We start from the raw sequence: 16,413 nt of genomic DNA, 5'->3' as shown, positions 1-16,413 counted from the left end.
CTGCGGGGATGGGTGGTTCGGTTTCGTAAAGACATTGATCCGAAATGTGCTCTGACCCCGAATTTGCGCGGAAATGTGCTCTGACCCCGAATTGGGGCAATAGTGCAGACGTAAAAAAACCGGAGTGTGCTCCGGTTTTTTGGGGCGTGCCAGGACTCAGGCCGCCAGCTTCTTCTTCAGCAGCTCGGTAACCTGCGCCGGATTCGCCTTGCCCTTCGACGCCTTCATGCATTGGCCGATCAGCGCGTTGATCGCGGCTTCCTTGCCGGCCTTGTACTGCTCGACCGATTTCGCGTTGTTGGCCAGGACCTCGTCGACGATCGCTTCCAGCGCGCCCGTGTCCGAGATCTGCTTCAGGCCCTCGCGCTCGATGATCGCGTCGGCCAGGTTCTCGTCACCCGACTGCGCTTCCCACATCAGGCTGAAGACCTTCTTGCCCGCGTTGTTCGAGATCGTGCCGTCGGCGATGCGCTTCAGCAGCAGGGCCAGTTGCGACGCTTCGACCGGCGAGTTCTCGATGGCGACGTCGGCGCGGTTCAGCGCGGACGACACGTCACCCATCAGCCAGTTCGCGGCCGCCTTGGCGTTGTCCTTGCCGGCCTTCGCGACGACGGCTTCGTAGTAGGTCGCCATCGCCTGCGACGACGTCAGGATCAGCGCGTCGTACTCGGGCAGGCCGTAGTCGCGGATGAAGCGCTCGCGCATCGCGGCCGGCAGTTCCGGCATGCCGGCTTTCACGCGGTCGATCCACTCCTGCGAGATCGCGAGCGGCGGCAGGTCGGGGTCGGGGAAGTAGCGGTAGTCCTGCGCGTCTTCCTTGCTGCGCATCTGGCGCGTTTCCTTGCGGTCCGGGTCCCACAGGCGCGTCGCCTGCACGACCTTGCCGCCGTCCTCGATCAGTTCGATCTGGCGGCGCACCTCGTAATTCACCGCTTCTTCGATGAAGCGGAACGAGTTCAGGTTCTTGATCTCGCAGCGCGTGCCGAATTCCTTCTGGCCGACGGGGCGTACCGACACGTTGACGTCGCAGCGGAACGAGCCTTCCTGCATGTTGCCGTCGCAGACGCCGAGCCACATCACGAGGCCGTGCAGCGCCTTCGCATAGGCGACGGCTTCGGCGGCGCTGCGGATTTCCGGCTCGGAGACGATCTCCAGCAGCGGCGTGCCGGCGCGGTTCAGGTCGATGCCGCTCATGCCGTGGTAATCCTCGTGCAGCGACTTGCCGGCGTCTTCCTCGAGGTGGGCACGGGTCAGGTTGACGGTCTTCGTCTCCAGCTTGCCATCCTTCTCGAACGCGAACGTGAGGCTGCCGCCCTGCACGACCGGGTCTTCGAACTGGCTGATCTGGTAACCCTTCGGCAGGTCGGGATAAAAGTAGTTCTTGCGCGCGAAGACGGATTGCGGCGCGATCTTGGCGCCGACCGCGAGGCCGAAGCGGATGGCGCGTTCGACGGCGCCCTTGTTCATCACGGGCAGCACGCCCGGCAGCGCCAGGTCGACGGGGCTCGCCTGCGTGTTCGGCTCGGCGCCGAACCTGATCGAGCTGCCGCTGAAGATTTTGGAGTTGGTCGTGAGCTGGACGTGGTTCTCAAGACCGATGACGACTTCCCATTGCATGGTGTTCTCTCTTGTATGTCAGTGCGTCAAACGCCTTCGGGCGCGCGCGTATGCCAATCCGTGGCTTGCTGGTACTGGTGCGCGATGTTCAGCAGCTTCGCCTCGGCGAAATAATTGCCGATGATTTGCAGGCCGACCGGGCGCTTGCCGTTCTTTTCACCCTGGCCGAAGCCGACCGGGATCGACATGCCGGGCAGGCCGGCGAGGCTGGTCGACAAGGTGAAGATGTCGGCCAGGTAGTTTGCCACCGGGTCGTTCGCCTTGGAACCCAGGTCCCACGCGACGCTCGGGGCCACCGGGCCCATGATCACGTCGCACTTGTCGCGGAACGCGGCCTGGAAGTCGTCGGCGATCAGGCGGCGGATCTTTTGCGCCTGCACGTAGTACGCGTCGTAGTAGCCGTGGCACAGCACGTACGTGCCGACCATGATGCGGCGCTGGACTTCCTTGCCGAAGCCCTGTGCGCGCGTCTTCTTGTACATGTCCTGCAGGTCCGTGTACTCCGGGGCGCGGTAGCCGTAGCGCACGCCGTCGAAGCGCGACAGGTTCGACGAGGCTTCCGCCGGCGCAATGATGTAGTAGACGGGGATCGACAGCGACGTCTTCGGCAGCGAGATCTCGACCAGCGTCGCGCCCAGCTTCACGAATTCGTCCAGCGCGGCGCGCACGGCCTGCTCGACGTCGCTTGCCAGGCCTTCACCGAAGTATTCCTTCGGCACGCCGATGCGCAGGCCGGTCAACGGTGCGTTCAGGTCGCGCGTAAAATCTTCGCGGGCATTGCCTTGCTCGGCTGTGAGGCTCGTCGAGTCGCGCTCGTCGAAGCCGACCATGTCGTTCAGCAGCAGGGCGCAGTCCTCGGCCGTGCGGGCCATCGGGCCGCCCTGGTCGAGCGACGAGGCGAACGCGATCATGCCGAAGCGCGACACGCGGCCGTACGTCGGCTTGATGCCGGTGATGCCGCAGAACGCGGCCGGCTGGCGGATCGAGCCACCGGTGTCGGTGCCGGTCGCGGCAGGCGCCAGGCGCGCGGCGATCGCGGCGGCCGAGCCACCCGACGAGCCGCCCGGCACGGCCAGCGCGTCCCACGGATTCTTGACGGCGCCGAATGCCGAGTTCTCGTTCGACGAGCCCATCGCGAATTCGTCGCAGTTCAGCTTGCCGAGCGTGACCATGCCGGCGTCGGCGAATTTCGTGACGACGGTCGCGTCGAACGGGCTGGTGTAGTTGCCCAGCATCTTCGAGGCCGCGGTCGAGCGCCAGCCCTGCGTGACGAAGATGTCCTTGTGGGCAATCGGAATACCGGTCAGCGGGCCGGCATTGCCTGCCGCGATGCGCGCATCGGCGGCCTTGGCTTGCGCCAGCGACAGTTCCGGATTTACATCCAGGAACGCGTTATGCTGGCTGGCGGCGATGCGGTCGAGGTAGTGCCGGGTCAGCTCCGTCGCCGAGACTTGTTTCGAGTGCAGGAGCGCGGACAGCTCCTTGATGGTTTTTTGATGCATCATGATGGTCGACGTTCGCAGCGGGTTATTCGATGACTTTCGGCACCAGGTACAGGCCGTCCTGGGTTTTCGGGGCCGGGGCCTGGTAGTCGTCGCGGTGGTTGTCTTCCGTCACCACGTCCTCGCGCAGGCGCAGGGGCAGGGCGAGCACGCTGGCCAGCGGTTGCGACAACGGCGCAACACCCGTGGTGTCGACGGCCTGCAACTGGTCGGCGAGGGCGAAGATCCCGTTCAGCTCGTTCAAGGCGATTTCGGCATGGGCTTCATCCATGTCGAGCTGGGCCAGGTTGGCGATCCGTTTTACGTCTGAAAGTGTCAGGGACATGGCAAAAAGCGCGGTTCGATACCGCGTTCAAAGATGAATGTGTAGATAATGAAATTTGGACAACGGCGCGCTAAAGCTGATAAAAGCTTTCTAATACCGTCGATCTCGCAGGCTGATATGGGCACGAAACCACCCGTTTTTCAGCGTTTAATCGGTAAATTATAAGGTAGAATGGCGGGCTAATGCGTTCTCCGGGCGAAACCTGCCCCGCTTCCACGCATGAAAAGCCCGCGAGGCGCTCGGCAGTCGCGGCAAGGATTCCCCGATTAATGTTAGGCGCACCCTATCGCGCATATCAGGACACACATGTTTGGTTTTTTACGTAGCTATTTCTCGAACGACCTGGCCATCGACCTGGGCACCGCCAACACACTGATCTACGTGCGCGGCCTGGGCATCGTGCTGGACGAGCCTTCGGTCGTCGCGATCCGCCAGGAAGGCGGTCCGAACGGCAAGAAGACGATCCAGGCGGTCGGCAAGGAAGCCAAGCAAATGCTCGGCAAGGTTCCCGGCAACATCGAAGCGATCCGTCCGATGAAGGATGGCGTGATCGCCGACTTCACCGTCACCGAGCAGATGCTCAAGCAGTTCATCCGCATGGTGCACGATTCGAAGTTCTTCCGTCCGTCGCCGCGCATCATCATCTGCGTGCCGTGCGGTTCGACCCAGGTCGAGCGCCGCGCGATCCGCGAATCGGCGCTGGGCGCCGGCGCGTCGCAGGTCTACCTGATCGAAGAGCCGATGGCGGCCGCGATCGGCGCCGGCCTGCCGGTATCCGAGGCGACCGGCTCGATGGTCGTCGACATCGGCGGCGGCACGACGGAAGTCGGCATCATCTCGCTGGGCGGCATGGTCTATAAAGGTTCCGTGCGCGTCGGCGGCGACAAGTTCGACGAAGCCATCGTCAACTACATCCGCCGCAACTACGGCATGCTGATCGGCGAACAGACCGCCGAGTCGATCAAGAAGGCAATAGGGTCGGCCTTCCCTGGCTCCGAAGTCAAGGAGATGGAAGTCAAGGGCCGCAACCTGTCGGAAGGCATCCCGCGTTCCTTCACCATCTCGTCCAACGAGATCCTGGAAGCGCTGACCGACCCGCTGAACAACATCGTCTCGGCCGTCAAGAACGCCCTCGAGCAGACCCCGCCGGAACTGGGCGCGGACATCGCCGAGAAGGGCATGATGCTGACCGGCGGCGGCGCACTGCTGCGCGACCTGGACCGCCTGCTGATGGAAGAGACCGGCCTGCCGGTGCTGGTGGCCGAGGATCCGCTGACCTGCGTCGTGCGCGGTTCGGGCATGGCGCTCGAGCGCATGGACAAGCTGGGCTCGATCTTCTCGTACGAGTAACCCGGCCGTGGCTGCGCGGATAGGGCGTGTGACCGTTCCGGCGATCCTGCGGGGACGCTCCACGTTGCACGCGCTGCCCGCGTTTGGTGTCGCCCGTCTGCCGCAACCCCGCGCCGGGCGTCTGGATTGACGCGGGCGCCGGTCGCCCGCATTATTGGAAGTCATGGAATACAGTCCTCCGCCGCTGTTCAAGCAAGGCGCCCCCGCAAGGGTCAAGGTGACCGTGTTCGCTCTCCTGTCGATCGCGCTGCTCGTGGTCGACGCCCGCCTGCACGCGCTCACCGCCGTGCGCCAGGTGGCGGCAACGGTCCTGTACCCGTTCCAGATGGCTGCCCTGGCCCCGCGTGACGCGCTGGCCAACATGGGCACGTATTTTTCCTCGATCTCCGCGCTGCAGAAGGAAGTGCGCGACCTGAAGAGCCAGCAGGTCGCGATGGCCCAGGCCATGCAGCAGGCGCAGCTCCAGATGGCCGAGAACACGCAGCTGCGCCGCCTGATGGATGCGCGCGAGCACCTGCCCGTGCATTCGATGATGAGCGAGATCCTGTACGACGCGCGCGATCCGTCCACGCGCCGCGTGGTGCTCGACCGCGGCACCCGCAACGGCGTCAAGCTCGGCCTGCCCGTGATCGACAACGCCGGCGTCGTCGGCCAGGTCACGCGCGTGTTCCCGTTCACGTCCGAAGTCACGCTCCTCACCGACAAGGAGCAGGCGATCCCCGTGCAGGTGCTGCGCAACGGCCTGCGCAGCGTCGCGTATGGCCGCGGCCAGTCGGGTCTTCTCGACCTGCGCTTCGTCGCGCCGAACGCCGACATCCAGGTCGGCGACGTGCTCGTGACGTCCGGCCTGGACGGCGTCTACCCGGCCGGCCTCGCGGTGGCCAAGGTGATCCAGGTCGAGAACGTGGCGCAGGGCGCCTTCGGCCGCGTCGTGTGCCAGCCGCTGGCCGGCATCGACCGCCACCGCCAACTGCTGATCGTGATGTCCGACCAGCCGCTGCCGCCGCGCCCGGCCACGGATGCGCCGAAGGCCAACGCCGGCACCACGTCGAAGAAGAACCTGCCGCGCATGGAACCCGTGCCGCCGCTGCCGCTGCCGCCGCAACCGCTGGCACCGGCCGTCGCGCCGGCCGCGAACGGCGCCGCGCCCGCGCGCCCGAATCCGGCCGCTGCTGCGCGTACGCCGGCTGCAACGCAGGCCGCCGCGCCGGCCACAACGCCAGCCGTGCGGGCGCCGGCGACGACGCCCGCCGCCGGCGCGCCGGCCGCGGCAGCGCCCGCACGTAATCCAGCCACCGTCGCGCCGACCCAGCCTGCACCGGCTGCGCCGAAGGAGGGGACCTGATGCCGACGACAAACCGTCCGCACTACATCCTGTTGCCGGTCAGCCCGCTGTTCATCGCGTTCAGCCTGGTCTGCGCATTCATGCTCAACCTGCTGCCGTGGGGCCGCTGGGTCGGCGCGCCGGACTTCGTCGCGCTGGTGCTCGTGTTCTGGGGCATCCATCAGCCGCGCAAGGTCGGCATCGGCATCGCGTTCTGCATGGGCCTCCTGATGGACGTGCACGACGCCACGCTGCTGGGCGAGAACGCCCTCGCGTACACCTTGCTGTCGTACCTGGCGATCATGATCCACCGCCGCGTGCTGTGGTTCCCGCTCGTCACGCAGGCGATGCACGTGTTCCCGCTGCTGCTGCTCACGCAGGCGATCCAGGTGATGGTGCGCTTCTTCGTCACGGGCCGCTTCCCCGGCGCGCTCGTGTTCATCGAAAGCGTGATCGCCGTCGCGCTGTGGCCCGTGATCACGTGGCTGCTGCTGGCGCCGCAGCGCCGCGCGGTCGACAAGGACCATACGCGTCCGATCTGAAGACTTTTGATCGCATTCCCGAATGACCGAGATTAAAGACAGTGATCGCGAGATCCACCTGTTCCGCATGCGCCTGACGGCGATGGTGTTGTTCGTCTTCATCTGCTTCGGCCTGCTCGTCGCACGCTTCGTCTGGCTGCAGGTCGTCAAGCACAGCCAGTACATGGCACAGGCCGAGGACAACCGCATCGCACTGGTCCCCATCGTGCCGAACCGCGGCCTGATCGTCGACCGCAACGGCGTCGTCCTGGCCAGCAACTACTCCGCCTACACCCTCGAGATCACGCCGTCGAAGCTGGAAGCGAACCTCGATTCCGTCATCGACGAACTGGCGAAGCTCGTCACGATCGAACCGAAGGACAGGAAACGTTTTAAACGCCTGATGGAAGAGTCGAAGAATTTTTCCAGCGTCCCGATCCGCACCCGCCTGACCGACGACGAAGTGGCGCGCTTCACCGCGCAGCGCTTCCGCTTCCCCGGCGTGGAAGTGCAGGCGCGGCTGTTCCGCCAGTATCCGCTGGGCGAAGTCGCCTCGCACGTGCTGGGCTACATCGGCCGCATCAACCAGGCCGAGGCCAAGGTGCTCGATGCCAGCGACGATGCCGCCAACTACAACGGCACGGACCACATCGGCAAGGAAGGCCTGGAAAAGAGCTACGAGCGCCAGCTGCACGGCCAGACAGGCTACGAGGAAGTGGAGCGCTCGGCCGGCGGCCGCGCGATCCGCACCCTGTCGCGCACGCCGCCGACGCCGGGCAACAACCTGATCCTGTCGATCGACATCGAGCTGCAGAAGGTCGTCGAGGAGGCGTTCGGCAATTACCGCGGGGCGCTGGTCGCCATCGAACCGGCGACGGGCGACGTGCTCGCGTACGTGTCGCGGCCCGGCTTCGACCCGAACCTGTTCGTCGACGGCATCGACAGCCAGAGCTGGACGGAACTGAATACGTCGCTCGACAAGCCGCTGATGAACCGTCCGCTGTCCGGCACCTACCCGCCCGGTTCGACGTTCAAGCCGTTCATGGCGCTGGCCGCGCTGGAGCTGGGCCTGCGCCGTCCCGAGTACGGCATCAGCGACCCCGGCTTCTTCGTGCTGGGCGGCCACCGCTTCAACGACGACAAGAAGGGCGGCCACGGCTACGTCGACATGTACCGCTCGATCGTGATGTCGTGCGACACGTATTACTACCAGCTCGGCAACGAGATGGGCATCGACCGCCTGCACGACTTCATGCAGCCGTTCGGCTTCGGCGACAAGACCGGCATCGACCTCGAACACGAGAAGACGGGCGTGCTGCCGTCGCAGCAATGGAAGCGCGACCGGTTCAAGAAGAACCGCGCGGCGCAGAAGTGGGTCGGCGGCGACACGATCTCGATCTCGATCGGCAACGGCTTCAACAGCTATACGCCGCTGCAGATGGCGCACGCCGTGGCGACGCTCGCCAACGACGGCGTCATCATGAAGCCACACCTCGTCAAGCTGCTCGAGGACGGCGGCAATCATGCGCGCACGCCGACCGTGGCAAAGGAATCCGGCCGCATCGCGCTCAAGCAGCAGAACATCGACGTCATCAAGCGCGCCATGGTCGGCGTGACGGCGGACCAGAGCGGCACGGCGTTCATCCCATTCCGCAACGTGCAGTACACGGTGGCCGGCAAAACGGGTACGGCGCAGGTCGTGGGCCTGCGAGGCCAGAAATACAATGCCGCCGCGACGCCGGAACGCCTGCGCGACAACGCGTTGTTCGTCGCGTTCGCCCCGGCCGATCATCCGCGCATCGCGCTCGCGATCGTCGTGGAAAACGCCGGCTTCGGCGCGACCGTGGCGGCGCCGATCGCGCGCAAGGCGCTCGATTACTACCTGCTCGGCAAGCGTCCGGGCGACGCGGACAAGCCGGCGCCGAAGCCCGTCGACCCGGTCCCGGCCGACGAAGACCAGGTGGCGCCCACGGCCGGTGCCGATTTCAGGCCGGGCGGCGAGACCCCCGGCAACAAGGACTGAACCATGGCGCATTTCCCCGAACGCCGCTCGCTCAGCCGGCGCCTCAAACCGTATTTCACCGTCTTCGATCCGGCCCTGTCGCTGATCCTGTTCCTGCTGCTGTGCACGGGCCTCGTCACGCTGTCCTCGGCCGGCCACGACTTCCCCGGCCGCCTGGAAGGCCAGATCCGCAACATCATCGCGGCCTTCGTGTTCATGTGGGCGGCCGCCGTCGTGCCCCCGCAGACCCTGCTGCGCCTCGCCGTGCCGATCTATACGTTCGGCGTCGCGCTGCTGCTCGCCGTGGCCACCGTCGGCATCATCAAGAAGGGCGCGCGGCGCTGGCTGCACGTGGGCGTGGACATCCAGCCGTCCGAGATCATGAAGATCGCCACGCCGCTGATGCTGGCCTGGTATTTCCAGACCCGGGCCGGCATCCTCAACTGGAAGTCGTTCGCGGTGGCGGCGCTGCTGCTCCTGATCCCCTTCGGCCTCATCGCCAAGCAGCCCGACCTCGGCACGGCGCTGCTGGTGGGCGGCTCCGGCTTCTTCGTGATCTTCCTGGCCGGCCTGTCGTGGAAGGCGCTCGGCGCGCTGTTCGCGGCCGGCTGCGCGGGCCTCCCGGTGGCGTGGTCGATGATGCACGACTACCAGCGCGAACGCGTGATGACGCTGATCGATCCCACGTCCGATCCGCTCGGCAAGGGCTTCCACATCATCCAGTCGACCATCGCGATCGGCTCGGGCGGCGTGACCGGCAAAGGCTATATGAAGGGCACGCAGGCTTACCTGGAGTTCATTCCGGAACGCACCACCGACTTCATTTTTTCGGTATATTCCGAAGAGTTTGGTCTGGTCGGCAACCTCGTGTTGCTGTTCCTGTACCTGCTGCTGATCGGGCGCGCGATGATGATCGCGGCCAATGCGCCGAACCTGTTCACGCGCCTGCTGGCCGGATCGGTCGCGATGATGTTTTTTGTGTATGCCTTTGTCAACATGGGCATGGTCAGCGGCATCCTGCCCGTGGTCGGAGTTCCGCTTCCTTTCATGAGCTATGGCGGCACCGCGCTGATTACTTTGGGGCTCTGCAGTGGTATATTGATGAGTATTCAACGACACCGCAAACTGGTGCAGACCTGATATGCAAGAGAACGCGATGGCCGTTCCGAGGTTGCTCCCAGCGGTCATTGCGATGTTGGCAATGATGGCGGGGTGCAGTACCACGGACCAGAACGGCGAACACAAAAGCCTGATTCCCCTGCCGTGGAAGCACAAGGTCACCCGCGTGGACCCGAAGCTTCCGAACCTGCCGGCGGCCGGCTCCGGTCGCGGCGGCTACTACCAGGACGACGGCCCCGGCGCGAATCCGCCGCCGGGCCTGCTGGACACCCCGGACGCCGTCGTCAAGTACGAACCCTACGCCAAGTTCGCCAACAGGCCGTACGCCGTGTTCGGCCAGACCTACACACCGCTCATCAACGACGAACCGTTCACCCAGCGCGGTGTGGCCAGCTGGTACGGCGTCAAGTTCCACGGCCAGCGCACGTCGTCGGGCGAGGCCTACGACATGTACAAGATGACGGCCGCGCACCCGACGCTGCCGATTCCCTCGTACGCGCGCATCACGAGCCTGGAGAGCGGCAAGTCCGTCGTCGTGCGCATCAACGACCGTGGACCGTTCCATTCCGACCGCGTCATCGACGTCTCGTACACGGCGGCCCTCAAGCTGGGGCTGCTGGGCAAGGGCAGCCACCAGGTCCAGGTCGAGCGCCTGTTCCCGGGTGACGTGATGCAGCTCGCGTCCGCGCGCCGCGCCGCCGCATCCGAGGCGCAGGCGTTGCCGGCACCGCCCGCCATCGCCGCCCTGATGCTGGAAGACCGCGTCGACATGGACAGCGCCGCCGTCGCGCGCGCACAGGCGCCCGCTGCCTCGACTTCGGCCTTGGCCTCGGCTGACAAGGCCGCACTGGCGCCGGGTTTCTATCTGCAACTGGGCGCCTATGGTCGCGACGGCAAGGCCGAGGAGATGGGCGAGAAACTGAAACAGGCAGGCGTCGACCTGACTGTCGAAGTCGTCCGTTCCGGCAACGTCAACCGCCTGTATGGCGGCCCCTTCGAAACCCGCGCACTGGCGCAGGAAGCGGCGCGTGCGCTGCCGGCCGGACTCGGCCTGAAACCCATCGTCGTGCGGCGCTGAGCGGGCAGGGACCTTGCCGTCCCGTGCCGCTTTCCAGCCTGTTCCAGCTCCCCTCCCATAGCGCGCCCGGCGGACCGGCCGGGTTTTGCCTGTTCCTGTCCAGACATCAGATGTCTGACCAACTCGGCGGCATTTCAGTATCCGCGCATGACAATGTGCGATGTCAATTGCATTAAAACCACAGAAATATGGCTGAAATTGCGGCTTTCCTTAAATGTTATCGTCAGATGTCAGACATCTACAACGATTTTTGATTTGCTATACGCTACCATTTGTTGTACTGTATATGTGCTACTTCATTAAATTTAATTTGGGTTTTTGACCGAAATTCCAGAATAAACACCAGGCCTAACGCTATGGTTGCGCAAAACATTTATGTTTGCTCAATTGACACTCATAACATTGAGCTCCTACACTGATTTTGCCTAGTCATAAGACCATGCCTACCGGTATGTCCAGGCCCAGATAAAAATACAGGAGACAGCAAATGATCGAGAAGTCCGTAGCGCGGCGTCGTCACCAGGGCCGCCAAGTTGTGCTTGGCCTGAGCGTAATCGCCGGCCTCATCCAGCAGGTGTATGCCCAGGAAGCCCCGGCCGCAACTGCCGACGCGGCCGTGGTGACCGTGACCGGCTACCGCGCCAGTCTGCTGTCGTCCGCCAAGGACAAGAAAGAAGCCGTCGGTTTCCAGGACACCATCAGTGCCGAAGACATCGGTAAATTCCCCGACAAGAACATCGCCGAATCGCTGAGCCGTATTCCCGGCGTGCAGATTGCGCGCGACGTGACGGGCGAGGGTGTCAACGTGCAGATCCGCGGCCTCGGTTCCAGCTTCACCAAGGTGCTGCTGAACAATGCGCAGATCGCCGTGGCATCGTCCGGCCCGATCGACGGCGCGAACACGAATCGCGAGATCGACCTCGACATGCTGCCGACCGATCTGTTCACCAAACTGACCGTCAGCAAGAGCCCGACGGCCGACATGATCGAAGGCGGCGCGGCCGGCGTCGTCAACCTGCGCAGCGCGCGTCCGTTCGACAATCCGGGCACGCACGTCTCGTACGGTGCCACCGCGCAGAAGCAGAAGATCGCCGATGGCGTCGGCGGCCGCGCTTCCATCCTCGCCAGCAAGACCTGGGGCGACACCTTCGGTATCCTGGCCGGCTTCGCCGTCAACCGCCAGAAGGCACGCACGACCGGCTACGAGACGGTGGGTCTCACCAACGCCAACCTGTCGGCCACGCAGAATACGACGGGCACCCGCAACCCGACCGGTGGCGGCAACTGGACCATCCCGGCCACCGTGCCGGCCGGCGCCGGCGCGGGCCTGGTGGCAGGCACCCCGATCAACCAGGCATTCCTGCTGGCGAACAACCCGGGCCTGAACATCGGACAGATCGACAACGCGATCCTGCCGCGCCTCGGCCGCTACATGGATTACTTCGGCACGCGCGACAAGGGCGCGGCGATCATCAGTGCCGAATGGCGTCCGCTCGACAACCTGCATTTCTATGTCGACACCATGTACAGCAAGAAGGACGACGACATGTCGCGCATCGGCTATACCTGGGCCGTGCGCAACAACTTCGAGATCCCGCTGAACATGCAGGTCGACAAGAGCGATTGCGCCGCCGGCTGCACCGTCACGCAGGGCACGTTCGCCAACTCGCGCTACTTCATCGAATACGGTCCGCGCCGCGACAAGACGACCTTGAAGGGCATCAACCCGGGCATGGAATGGAAGATCAGCCCGACCCTGAAACTGGAAGCGCAGGCCAACGCGACCAAGTCGTCGTTCTCGCACGAAGCGCCCACCATCATGCCGATCACGGCCGATGGCAGCGGCCTCGTCGCGACGTTCAACGGCAACGGCGGCGCCATGCCGAGCATCACGTTCAACCAGGACGTGAACAACCCGGCCAACTTCGTCTGGGCCGGCGGCCGCGTCAACATCCAGAACGAGCTGCGCGAAACGAGTACCAAGGGTTTCCACTCCGACCTGACCTGGGGCGACGCCAAGCTGAACGTGCGCGCCGGTATCGCCTATGACGATATCGACCGCCGCATCCGCGGCCAGGACAACTCGGCCGCCTGGCAGGCTGCCGTGTGCGGCAACAATCCGAGCGTGTTCCTGCAGGGCCCGAACGGCGCGCCGACCTGCGACGGCGCCTCGACGCCGGGTGCCAGCGCCAGCGCCCTGTACCCGGGCTACGGCACCGGCTATACGGCCGGCCAGACGGCACCGCTCACGTACCAGGGTTCGCTGATCCCCGTGAACAAGCTGGGCAGCTACCTGGTGCCGGGTCCGTACGGCCGCCTCGTGATCGACTGGGACCGCTTCCGCAAGGATTCGAACTACGACGCCTACAACTCGTCGGCGCCGGATTCCACCAGCTCGTCGACGGGCGCCAGCTCGGGCTACGTGCGCGAACGCAGCACGGGCTTCTACACGGAAGTCAACGGCCAGACGAACGTCGCCGGCTTCCCGCTGCGCTACAACGCCGGCGTGCGCTACGTCCGTACGAAGCAGGAAGTGGGTTCCCTCAACTCGTTCAGCGATCCGCGCAACGCCACGCTGACCCAGAACGGTTCGAAGTACCCGAACCAGACCGAGTGGGTGTACCAGAACACCACCTACAACAACACGCTGCCGTCGGCCACCGCGGCCCTGTCGCTGCGCAGCGACGTCGTGGCCCGCCTCGCGCTGTCGAAGACGATGACCCGCGCGAACCCGAACTCGCTGCGCCCGGGCATCAACTTCAGCTCGCCGTCCGCCGACATCGGCACCATCGGCAGCCCGGAACTGAAGCCCTACCTGTCGAACAACATCGACCTGGGCCTGGACTGGTACACGGGCCGTGAAGGCTACGTCAGCCTGACCGTGTTCCAGAAGCAGGTGAAAGGCTTCACCGTCATCGACAACCGCACGCTGCCGTTCTCCGCGCTGGCCGCCTACGGCATCACCTACAACAACCTGATCCCGACTCAGCAGGTGGCCATCAATTCGCGCGGCGGTCCGGACGCCGCCACGGTCGTGATGAGCCAGGAGCGCAACGCAGGTGGCATCCTGCGCGTGCGCGGCCTGGAGATCGGCTGGGTCCAGCCGCTCGACAAGCTCCTGCCGATCAAGGGCTTCGGTTTCAACGAAACCGCGACCTTCATCAACCAGAGCGCGACCGGCGAAGGCACCAGCGGCTTCGTGGCCCTGAACGTGCCGAAGAAGAGCAACAACTTCGGCATCTACTACGAAAACCACGGCTACATGGCGCGCATCTCGCACCAGTACCAGCAGGGCAGCCAGGCCAGCACGGCCAACCAGAACGGCATCACCCTGGCGTCGCTGTACGGCCGCTCGTACAAGCAGGCCGACTTCTCGTCCAGCGTGGACCTGGAAAAGGTCTTCGACCGCGACGGCTGGCCGACGGTCACGTTCGACATCGTCAACCTGAACAAGGCCAAGCGCGAAGCGTACTTCCAGTTCCCGAACGCGGCGTTCTCGTCGTACGACCCGGGCCGCACCTTCCAGCTGGGCGTGCGCGGCAAGTTCTGATCACATAGCAGTACCCTTTACGTCCCCTGTCCCCGCTTTCGACCGGCATGCAACGCGCCGGTTGCGAGCGGGGCTTTTTCTTTTGCGTTAGCTCACACCGCTTCCGTTTCCCCTTCAGGATCCGGAACTGTCGGCCTGGCGTTCGTGTCGAACCGCATATCGACGCAACGATGCGACAGGAGGCAGGGGATGGGGGCACGACTCGTGGAGCTGGTCACGCGCTTCGGCGGCCGGCTGGAAGGCGACCCGGACATCGAAGTAGCGCGCATCGCCCCGCTGGACCGCGCGGGCGCCACGGACATCAGCTTTCTCAGCAACAGCCGGCTGCGCGCCGTTGCTGCGCACAGCCGCGCGGCGGCGCTGATCCTGGCGCCGCTCGACGAGCCGGAGGTCGCGGCCACGTACGCGGGCGCGCGCATCGTGACGAACAACCCGTACGCGTATTTCGCCCGCACGGCGCAATACCTGTGTGCGCCCGAACATGCGCCCGCGCCGGGCATCCACCCGACAGCCGCCGTGCACCCGGGCGCGCGCGTGCACCCGACTGCCGTCATCGGTCCGCACGTCACGGTGGAGGAGGGCGCGGCCATCGGACCCGGCGCCGTGATCGACGCGGGCTGCTACATCGGCCGCGACGCCAGCGTGGGCGAGGGCACGCATTTCTTCGCCAACGTGACCTTCCACGCGCGCTGCGTCATCGGCGCGCGCGGCATCATCCACTCCGGCGCCGTGATCGGCGGCGACGGCTTCGGCTTCGCGGTGGACGGCGGCGTCTACATCAAGATCCCGCAGACAGGCCGCGTCGTCATCGGCGACGACGTCGACATCGGCTCGAACACGGCGGTCGACCGCGGGGCGCTGGACGACACGGTCATCGAGGACGGCGTCAAACTCGACAACCTGATCCAGATCGGCCACAACTGCCGCATCGGCGCGCACACGGCGATGGCCGGTTGCGTGGGCGTCGCGGGCAGCGCGAACATCGGCCGGCACTGCACGTTCGGCGGCGCCGCGATGATCAACGGGCACATCGACATCGTCGACAACGTCCACGTCACGGCCGGTACGCTGGTGCCGAATTCGATCACGGCACCGGGCCGCTACACGGGCTTTTATCCGATGGCGCCGAACGCGGAGTGGGAACGCAACGCGGCGCTGCTGCGCAACCTGTCGGCGATGCGGGAAAAGATCAAGGTGCTCGAGCGGGCGGTGAAGGTGCTGGGTGGCGAGCAGGCGGGGCAGCAATCCCGCGACGCGTCAGCGCTCACCCGCAGCTCTTGACGTCCGCACCTTCATAGCGCTCCGCATAGCCTTCGATGCGCTTGCGGGTCGCGGCATCGATGCTGCGTACGCGGTAGACGTAATGGTTGGTCTGCGGCCCACGCGGCGCGATGCGGGCCGAGTGTACGCCCTGCTTGCCCAGTTGCGCGAGCATCGCCTGGGCGCCGCTTTCGGTCTTGAACACGCCCAGCGAGATCGCGTATTTCAAAGGGGTGTCGTTGTTGATGACGTAGAAATTGGTCACGCCCAGGTTGCGCAGTTCGGCGGCCTTCTTGTCGGCGGCTTCCTTGGTGCCTTGCGACGGGATGTGCACGAGCCAGCTGCTGACGTCCTGGGCCTGGATCGTCTGGCGCGACTGGCGGTCGCCGAGGTCGAGCGCGGCCAGGCGCGCTTCGAAGCGGCGGGCGTCGGCCGAATCGAACGGGCCGATTTCCGTGCAGGCGAAGGCGGGTGCCGGCGCAGGGGTGGGCACGGCACCGGTGGCCACGACGGCAGGCGCGCTTGCGGCCGCGCTTGCCGACGCTGCGCTTTCCACCGCATCGCCACCCGCCGGCGGCGCGGCAGCCTTCGCGGCGGCCTCGGCCTGGTCGCGCGTCAACAAGGTCATCTTGGCCGTGTTGAACTGGCGCTTCAGGCGCGCCGGTTCGTGCTCATTGCTCCTGGCGGTGCCGAGCAGGCCCTGGGCGTACGCGAACAGGGCGGCGTTCAGGAACAGCAGGGACCAGAAGGCGAGTCGTAGCACGA

Annotated in this window: 12 protein-coding genes; 8 read left to right on the top strand and 4 right to left on the bottom strand. The window is 65.4% G+C overall.

All coding sequences use genetic code 11. The annotated features are described in order from the left end of the window. Positions 1–156: 156 nt before the first annotated feature. Genes gatB through gatC form a run of 3 tightly spaced genes read right to left on the bottom strand, consistent with a single transcriptional unit; the run spans position 157 to position 3,444 of the window. Entirely contained in the window at positions 157–1,617 is a 1,461-nt protein-coding gene (gatB, locus tag P0M04_RS04630; protein WP_259448538.1) for an Asp-tRNA(Asn)/Glu-tRNA(Gln) amidotransferase subunit GatB, read from the bottom strand. A 26-nt stretch (positions 1,618–1,643) separates the two neighbouring features. Then, positions 1,644–3,119, bottom strand: a complete 1,476-nt coding sequence (gene gatA / locus P0M04_RS04625) for an Asp-tRNA(Asn)/Glu-tRNA(Gln) amidotransferase subunit GatA (RefSeq protein WP_259449134.1) — start codon at positions 3,117–3,119, stop codon at positions 1,644–1,646. Between the two features lie 25 nt (positions 3,120–3,144). Beyond that, positions 3,145–3,444 carry an Asp-tRNA(Asn)/Glu-tRNA(Gln) amidotransferase subunit GatC gene (gene gatC / locus P0M04_RS04620; protein ID WP_025511659.1) on the bottom strand — a complete coding sequence of 100 codons (300 nt, stop codon included), beginning with the start codon at positions 3,442–3,444 and terminating at the stop codon, positions 3,145–3,147. A 306-nt stretch (positions 3,445–3,750) separates the two neighbouring features. On the opposite strand from gatC, the gene P0M04_RS04615 reads away from it, so the two are divergent. From P0M04_RS04615 to lpxD, 8 genes are all read left to right on the top strand, one after another. Continuing rightward, complete coding sequence (locus tag P0M04_RS04615; protein ID WP_025511657.1) at positions 3,751–4,794, top strand: rod shape-determining protein; 1,044 nt, start codon at positions 3,751–3,753, stop codon at positions 4,792–4,794. A 163-nt stretch (positions 4,795–4,957) separates the two neighbouring features. After that, positions 4,958–6,139: a rod shape-determining protein MreC gene (gene mreC, locus P0M04_RS04610; RefSeq protein ID WP_259448539.1), complete on the top strand. Its 1,182-nt coding sequence runs from the start codon at positions 4,958–4,960 to the stop codon at positions 6,137–6,139. Beyond that, positions 6,139–6,660, top strand: a complete 522-nt coding sequence (mreD, locus tag P0M04_RS04605) for a rod shape-determining protein MreD (RefSeq protein ID WP_025511654.1) — start codon at positions 6,139–6,141, stop codon at positions 6,658–6,660. Before mreC ends, mreD begins: the two co-directional genes overlap by 1 nt. A 22-nt stretch (positions 6,661–6,682) precedes the next feature. Beyond that, positions 6,683–8,662 (top strand): penicillin-binding protein 2, encoded by a 1,980-nt coding sequence (gene mrdA, locus P0M04_RS04600; RefSeq protein ID WP_259448540.1) that lies wholly within the window; start codon positions 6,683–6,685, stop codon positions 8,660–8,662. A 3-nt stretch (positions 8,663–8,665) separates the two neighbouring features. Further along, on the top strand, positions 8,666–9,781 hold the full coding sequence (gene rodA, locus P0M04_RS04595) for a rod shape-determining protein RodA (RefSeq protein WP_259448541.1): 1,116 nt from the start codon (positions 8,666–8,668) through the stop codon (positions 9,779–9,781). Between the two features lie 52 nt (positions 9,782–9,833). Beyond that, a complete protein-coding gene (locus P0M04_RS04590) occupies positions 9,834–10,838 on the top strand; it encodes a septal ring lytic transglycosylase RlpA family protein (RefSeq protein WP_259448542.1) in 1,005 nt (334 codons plus the stop codon). Positions 10,839–11,325: 487 nt separating this feature from the next. Beyond that, complete coding sequence (locus P0M04_RS04585; protein WP_259448543.1) at positions 11,326–14,388, top strand: TonB-dependent receptor; 3,063 nt, start codon at positions 11,326–11,328, stop codon at positions 14,386–14,388. Between the two features lie 189 nt (positions 14,389–14,577). Beyond that, a complete protein-coding gene (lpxD, locus tag P0M04_RS04580) occupies positions 14,578–15,669 on the top strand; it encodes a UDP-3-O-(3-hydroxymyristoyl)glucosamine N-acyltransferase (RefSeq protein ID WP_259448544.1) in 1,092 nt (363 codons plus the stop codon). On the opposite strand, the gene P0M04_RS04575 is transcribed toward lpxD, so the two are convergent. Then, positions 15,653–16,411 (bottom strand): SPOR domain-containing protein, encoded by a 759-nt coding sequence (locus P0M04_RS04575; protein WP_259448545.1) that lies wholly within the window; start codon positions 16,409–16,411, stop codon positions 15,653–15,655. The genes lpxD and P0M04_RS04575 overlap by 17 nt on opposite strands. Between the last annotated feature and the right edge of the window lie 2 nt (positions 16,412–16,413).

This window comes from Telluria mixta, assembly GCF_029223865.1.
GTDB lineage: Bacteria > Pseudomonadota > Gammaproteobacteria > Burkholderiales > Burkholderiaceae_D > Telluria > Telluria mixta.
Note: the sequence above shows the minus strand (reverse complement) of the source record. Positions and strands in the feature narration are given on the sequence as shown.